We start from the raw sequence: 6,608 nt of genomic DNA on the forward strand, positions 1-6,608 counted from the left end.
TCGTCGCGTTCCGCCGAACTCGATGCCAGGCACACGCGCCCACAAAAAGTAGGGGAAGAACTCTCTTCCCCTACCCTTGGTGTCCTCCCCGCGAAGATTCTCGCGGAAGACTACGAACCTCGCGGAAGAAACTTCCTCCCCTATTTTTGGTGGAACGACCACGGCTGGTTCCTCGGCATCTACCCAGGTCAGAGCGGCGGTCACCAGACTCTTCGGATCAGTCCGCGTCGAGCTCCGCAAGAACCTCGTCGCTGATGTCGACGTTGCTGTACACGTTCTGCACGTCGTCGGAATCCTCGAGCGCATCGATGAGTTTGAAGACCTTGCGGGCCCCGTCGGCGTCGACCGCGACCTCGACGGACGCACGGAAACTGGCCTCGGCGGAGTCGTAGTCGATGCCGGCGTCCTGGAGTGCCGCGCGCACCGCGACGAGATCGGTGGGTTCGCTGACCACCTCGAACGACTCACCGAGGTCGGTGACCTCCTCGGCGCCGGCGTCGAGGACCGCCATCAGGACGTCGTCCTCGCTCTGACCGTTCTTCTCGAGGGTCACCACGCCCTTGCGTGTGAACAGGTAGGCCACCGATCCCGGGTCGGCCATGTTGCCGCCGTTGCGGGTCATCGCGGTACGGACCTCACCGGCCGCGCGATTGCGGTTGTCGGTGAGACATTCGATGAGCACGGCCACCCCGTTGGGGCCGTAGCCCTCGTACATGATGGTCTGCCAGTCGGCGCCGCCGGCCTCTTCGCCACCGCCGCGCTTGCGAGCGCGTTCGATGTTGTCGTTGGGCACCGACGACTTCTTTGCCTTCTGGATGGCATCGAACAGCGTCGGGTTGCCGGCCGGGTCACCACCGCCGGTCCGGGCGGCCACCTCGATGTTCTTGATGAGCTTCGCGAACATCTTGCCGCGCTTGGCGTCGATGACCGCCTTCTTGTGCTTGGTGGTGGCCCATTTGGAGTGGCCGCTCATGACCTGGTGATCCTTTCCACACGCCCGGTGCCGCCGCGGGTGTCATCACCCGCGCCGACGATGATCCCACGGCGCCGTTCGTTGTCGAGTGCACTTGCACCTGTCGCTCGATCGATCTTACCGACGCACCATCGTCACGAAATATTCGTGTACGCGACGATCGCCGGTGACCTCGGGATGAAACGACGTCGCGAGCACGTCGCCCTGCCGAACCGCGACGATACGGCCGGCCGCCGGACCGTCGGGTACGCGGGCCAGCACTTCGACCTCCGGTGACACCGACTCCACCCAGGGCGCGCGGATGAAGACGGCACGCATGGGTTCGGCCGTCGCGACATCGGTGATCCCGCGGAACTCCAGGTCGGTCTCGAAACTCTCCACCTGACGCCCGAAAGCGTTGCGGCGCACGGTGATATCAAGGGCATCGAGATGGCGCGCATCGGGCCGAGTGTCCAAGATGGTGGTGGCGAGCATGATCATGCCCGCGCACGACCCGTATGCGGGCAACCCGTCGGCGAGCGCCTCCTGGAGCGGATCGAACAGGTCGAACACACCCAGCAGTCTGCTCATCGTCGTCGACTCGCCACCCGGGATGACGAGACCGTCGATCTGGCCGAGTTCGGCGGCTCGACGCACCGGGGCCGCCCGCGCGCCCGCCGCCTCGAGCGCATACACATGCTCGCGAACGTCGCCCTGCAGGGCGAGCACACCGATGCGCGGGGCCGCGTTCACCGATCGCGCCGGGCGTGCTGATCCTCGGGCATCTCGCGACCCGTTCGCGCGAGACCCTCCTGCGTCACTGCCGCCACAAGGGTTCCCGACCGGTCGAAGATCCGTCCCTGGGTCAGGGCTCGACCCGCGTCGGCCGACGGCGAGGTCTGGTCGTACAGCAGCCAGTCATCGGCGCGGAACTCGCGCATGAACCACATGGCATGGTCCAGCGACGCCACCTGCGGATTGGACTCCTGATGCGGCACGCGCGACGAACCGAGCAGCGTCATGTCGCTCATGTAGGCCAGGGTGCCGACGTGGAAGACCTGGTCGTCGGGCAACGGATGCCGATACCGGAACCACACGCGTTGCTGGGCGGCGAAGTAGTCCGACGTGACCATCTGCGCGCGCGGGACGACCCGGATGTCGAAGTTCTTCCACTCCTTGAAGACCGCGCGTTCTTCCGGGGAGAACTCGTCGAGGCGATCAGGAAGCTCGGTCGGCGCGGGCACCGGTGGCATCTTGTCCTGGTGGGAATAGCCCTGGTCGGTGCGCACGTGGAACGAGGCCGACATCGTGAAGATGGCCTCGCCGTTCTGGATCCCGGTGACACGCCGGGTCACAAACGACCGACCGTCCCGAATCCGGTCGACCAGGAAGACGGCCGGAAGGTCCGGGTTGCCGGGCCGCAGGAAGTATCCGTGGAGCGAATGCACCCCGAACTCGTCGTCGACTGTCCGCGTGGCCGACATCAGCGCCTGCCCCGCCACCTGCCCACCAAACGTGCGCTGCAGATGGCTCGGGAATGCCGGGCCGCGATAGATGTCGGTCTCGATGCGCTCGACCTGAAGGATGTCCTCGATGGCTGCCACGCCGTCAAGTATCGCCTACCAACGCGTGCCCGGGTTTCCGCGGCCCCGACCGCCGCGGAAACCCGACACACAAATCAAGTCGAATCGTTGGACCGGCCGGCTTCACAGCTCGTCGAGGGTCATCAGGCCGTCCTGCACGGCGCGCGCCACGAGCGACGCCTTGGTCGGGGCCGGACGACCGATCTCCGCGTACTTCGCACGGATGCGGGTCAGGTGGGTGTTGACCGTGCCCAACGAGATGAAGAGCTGTTGTGCGACAGCCGGCTTGGAGTCCACCAGCATCCAGGTGCGCAGAACCTCGACCTCGCGGCCGGTGAGGCTCGGACGGGGCAGTTCGGGACGCTGCGGCTCCTCGCGGCCCGCGTTCTGCTCCTCGAGCCCGGGCACGATCGCCATCAGTCGCCCCTGCGGCCGATCGGCCGCGGCCATGCCGGCCACCGGCTGACCGGGCAGCGGCATCCGGCGGGCGGCCAGACGAGCCAGCGCCTCCTGGCGGCGGGCGGCAGCAGCAGCCTGACGGCGGGCGTCGGAACGGGGGGCATCGGCGGGACGGTACTGCGGGATGTGATGGGCGATTGCAGTCATTTCGATGTCCTCTTCACTCACTGGTCTCTGTCGTCGGACGGGGTTTCCGTCGCTTGTGAGTTAGAGATTATGAGCGTTCCCAAGTCCGGTCGATGGGGAGAACTCCCCTCGGCATGGGGAGAACTACCCATGCCATAGCCGCAGGTCAGAAGGGGTAAGAACCCGGCCGGTCCGGTCGGTACCCAACCACTACCCATCCGGGCGGGCACACCGGCTCAAGTGGCGGCGTTGCGCGCGGCTTCCTCGTCGATCATCGGGAGGTCCTCGCGGGTCACGATCCGTGACGCAACCGCGTACTCGACGAGCTTGGTGCGTCGGTTGCTGGCCAGTTTGCCGCCACCGGCCCGCATCCCGCTCACGCCGAGCTGATCGAGCTTGTCGCAGACGTTGTCCAGCTTGCGGTTGAACTTGGTGAGGGGCCACCCCAGACGTCCGGCGGCCTGCGCCGAAGACGGGATCGCACTCGAACCGGTGCCCTCACGTCGCAGGATCTCTTCGGCGAGAACGACGATCAGCAGTTTCTGGCTCTCCGTCAGCGTGGGCACACCCTGGGTAGTCCGACCGCCGTCGAACTCCGGGCGCGTCACCGACCGCACCTGTGGGGCGCGCGCGAACACGCTCACCTCGTAGGTGGTCGGACCTGCGGTGAAGACCACGGTCGTCTCCCCGAACACCAGCGGCATACGCGCACCGGGCCCCAGCGTCGCCGAGAACCCGACATCACCCGCCGACACACTCGCCGACAGATGCGTGCCCAGATTGGTGAGCCACCACAGTCCGTTCTCGTTGTGCAGGACCAGGAATCGGCGATGCAGGTAGGGGTTGTCGTCGATCGACAGGTCGGCCTCGCGACCGATGAAGAATCGGTGGTCGGCTTCCAGCGGAAAGCGTTCGCCGCAGTACTCGACATAGGTCATCGACCCGTCGTCGGGCGGACCCGCCAGTGCGTCGGCACGGGAATCGGCACCACCGGCCAGGTTGTCCCCTGACGGCCGATCGTGACCTGAAATCGTCATTCCCGCATTCCCCCCGGGTCAGTCTGCGTCTGCGGCGCTCGGCCCGTGTCCGTCGAGCTGCCCGTCAGTTCCGTCCACCGCAGCACCATCCACTCCGGCGCCATCCACTCCGGCGCCGTCCACTCCGGCACCGTCGACGGTCGTCGGTTGATCCTCGACCACGATGGCCGGGTTCTCGAGTGTCGAGACGGAATCGTGGGCGGTCACCACGATCACGGTGACGTTGTCGTGGGCACCGAGCGCCAGTGCCGCATCGACGAGCCGTTGCGCGGCCTGTTCGGAATTGCCCGCCTCACGCAGGATGTCGGCGATCTCCTCGTCCGGTAGCTCGCCGGTCAGACCGTCGCTGCAGATGAGGAGGACATCACCGGGATACGCCGGCGTACTGCGGAAATCGGCGATCGGATCGATCATTCCCGCGCCGAGGGCACGGGTGATCACGTTGCGGCGTGGATCGGTGCGCGCCTGCTCCGGGGTCAGGAAGCCCGCCTCGATGAACTCCTGCACCTGCGAGTGATCCGTCGTGAGCTGATTGAGGGTGCCGTTCTGGTACCGGTAGGTGCGCGAATCGCCGATGTTGACCACCAGCCAGTGCGGACGGCCCTCGTCGGTGACGAGAACGACGCCGGTTGCCGTCGTTCCGGCACGACGATCACTCTCGGTGTCGATCGCGCCGATTCGCTGCTGCGCCAGCGCGAGCAGGTCGTTCAGCGCGACCTGGGTGTCGTTGATGTCACCGGCGGCGGGCGCCTCGGACAGCGTCAACAGGGCGGCCTCGCTGGCCAGTTCACCGCTGTCGTGTCCGCCCATCCCGTCGGCGAGCAGATAGATACCCGGCATGGCGAGCGCGGCATCCTCGTTGGTCTCGCGCACCCGACCGACGTTGCACGCCGCCGCCCATTCGAGCCGCAGCTCGCCCACGAAGTCCGTACCCGACCGTGTGTCGTCCCGGACGATTGTCGCCGCATCCATGGTCAGCAGATCCTACCGGTGGACCGACCGAAAACAGCTCCGGACGTCGGCTGTTCGGCGGCAATTGTGCACTCGCACCGGTATTCGCCCACGATCACCTCGGTTACCAGCCCCGCTCGGCAAGCCGGTGCGGCGCCGGGATCTCGTCGACGTTGATCCCGACCATGGCCTCACCGAGGCCGCGGGACACCTTCGCCAGCACATCGGGATCGTCGTGGAACGTGGTGGCGGCCACGATGGCGGCCGCCCGCTGTGCGGGGTTGCCGGACTTGAAGATTCCGGATCCGACGAACACGCCCTCGGCTCCGAGCTGCATCATCATCGCAGCGTCGGCCGGAGTCGCGATACCGCCGGCGGTGAACAGCGTCACCGGCAGTTTGCCGGCCTCGGCGACCTCGGCGACGAGCTCGTAGGGAGCCTGCAATTCCTTTGCCGCAACGTAGAGTTCGTCCTTCGGCAGCGAGGTCAGGCGGCGGATCTCGTCGCGGATCTTGCGCATGTGAGTGGTCGCGTTGGAGACGTCGCCCGTGCCGGCCTCCCCCTTCGACCGGATCATCGCAGCGCCTTCGGTGATCCTGCGCAGCGCCTCCCCGAGGTTGGTGGCACCGCAGACGAAGGGCACGGTGAACTGCCACTTGTCGATGTGGTTCGCATAGTCGGCGGGGGTCAGCACCTCCGACTCGTCGATGTAGTCGACACCGAGGCTCTGCAGGACCTGCGCCTCGACGAAATGTCCGATGCGGGCCTTGGCCATCACCGGGATGCTGACCGCGGCGATGATGCCGTCGATCATGTCGGGGTCACTCATCCGCGACACGCCGCCCTGGGCGCGGATGTCGGCAGGCACCCGCTCGAGCGCCATGACCGCGACCGCCCCGGCGTCCTCGGCGATCTTCGCCTGCTCGGGGGTGACCACATCCATGATCACGCCGCCCTTGAGCATCTCGGCCATTCCACGCTTGACCCGCGCCGTACCCTGGCCGACCTCGGGAACGGTCGCGCCGTTGTGACTCACTGCCATGTCTCCTCAGTTGTTGCTCGCTGATGTGCGGTGTCGGGTCGGTGCACAGCCATCACGCCGGCCCCGCCCGCGAACGCCGCGGCGCACCGGAACCACGACACATCCGACCTCCAGTCTAGGTGAGTGCGATCGGGGGGCCGACGGGGCGGCGGTCCACCGTGGCTCGACCCATCCACGCCGCACCCGCACATGGGTCACGGACCGCCCGGGACGCCGCGCTCGATGATCTCGAAGTAGTCGGGCAACGGGGCCCGACCGCCGAGCCGGAGCCACCGCACCGGCCGGCGTTCGGCCAGGTTGCGGGTGTCGCGCACGGCGTCGTTGTAGAAGCGGCGCGCCATCATCACGCGGGTCTCGGCGTCGGCGAGTTCGGCCACCAGTCCGGGCGGTCGAGACTGCGGGTCGGCGCGCGCCAATGCCGCCGAGACCGCGTTCTCCGCGGCCTCCCGCGTCGCGGG

The 6,608-nt window shown here is 67.2% G+C and carries 8 protein-coding genes and 1 pseudogene; all 9 read right to left on the reverse strand.

Annotated features, from left to right (window positions below):
- On the reverse strand, positions 1-204 hold a 204-nt coding region (locus ABZW74_RS23445), incomplete at its 3' end, for a hypothetical protein (RefSeq protein WP_355279784.1).
- Between the two features lie 13 nt (positions 205-217).
- Complete coding sequence (locus tag ABZW74_RS23450; protein ID WP_240862721.1) at positions 218-973, reverse strand: YebC/PmpR family DNA-binding transcriptional regulator; 756 nt, start codon at positions 971-973, stop codon at positions 218-220.
- Between the two features lie 117 nt (positions 974-1,090).
- Positions 1,091-1,705, reverse strand: a complete 615-nt coding sequence (pdxT, locus tag ABZW74_RS23455) for a pyridoxal 5'-phosphate synthase glutaminase subunit PdxT (protein ID WP_240862720.1) — start codon at positions 1,703-1,705, stop codon at positions 1,091-1,093.
- On the reverse strand, positions 1,702-2,556 hold the full coding sequence (locus ABZW74_RS23460) for an acyl-CoA thioesterase II (protein WP_240862718.1): 855 nt from the start codon (positions 2,554-2,556) through the stop codon (positions 1,702-1,704). The genes pdxT and ABZW74_RS23460 overlap by 4 nt, the downstream gene beginning before the upstream one ends.
- Before the next feature lie 102 nt (positions 2,557-2,658).
- Positions 2,659-3,141 (reverse strand): helix-turn-helix transcriptional regulator, encoded by a 483-nt coding sequence (locus tag ABZW74_RS23465; protein ID WP_240862716.1) that lies wholly within the window; start codon positions 3,139-3,141, stop codon positions 2,659-2,661.
- Between the two features lie 215 nt (positions 3,142-3,356).
- Entirely contained in the window at positions 3,357-4,058 is a 702-nt protein-coding gene (locus ABZW74_RS23470; RefSeq protein WP_240862725.1) for a hypothetical protein, read from the reverse strand.
- 117 nt (positions 4,059-4,175) lie between these two features.
- Positions 4,176-5,129, reverse strand: a complete 954-nt coding sequence (locus ABZW74_RS23475) for a protein phosphatase 2C domain-containing protein (protein ID WP_240862714.1) — start codon at positions 5,127-5,129, stop codon at positions 4,176-4,178.
- Between the two features lie 103 nt (positions 5,130-5,232).
- Positions 5,233-6,150, reverse strand: a complete 918-nt coding sequence (gene pdxS / locus ABZW74_RS23480; protein ID WP_240862712.1) for a pyridoxal 5'-phosphate synthase lyase subunit PdxS — start codon at positions 6,148-6,150, stop codon at positions 5,233-5,235.
- A gap of 194 nt (positions 6,151-6,344) precedes the next feature.
- A pseudogene (locus ABZW74_RS23485) lies at positions 6,345-6,608 on the reverse strand (NUDIX hydrolase); the annotation flags it as partial.

The sequence above is a fragment of the Gordonia sp. NPDC003585 genome, assembly GCF_040610755.1.
Lineage (GTDB): Bacteria > Actinomycetota > Actinomycetes > Mycobacteriales > Mycobacteriaceae > Gordonia.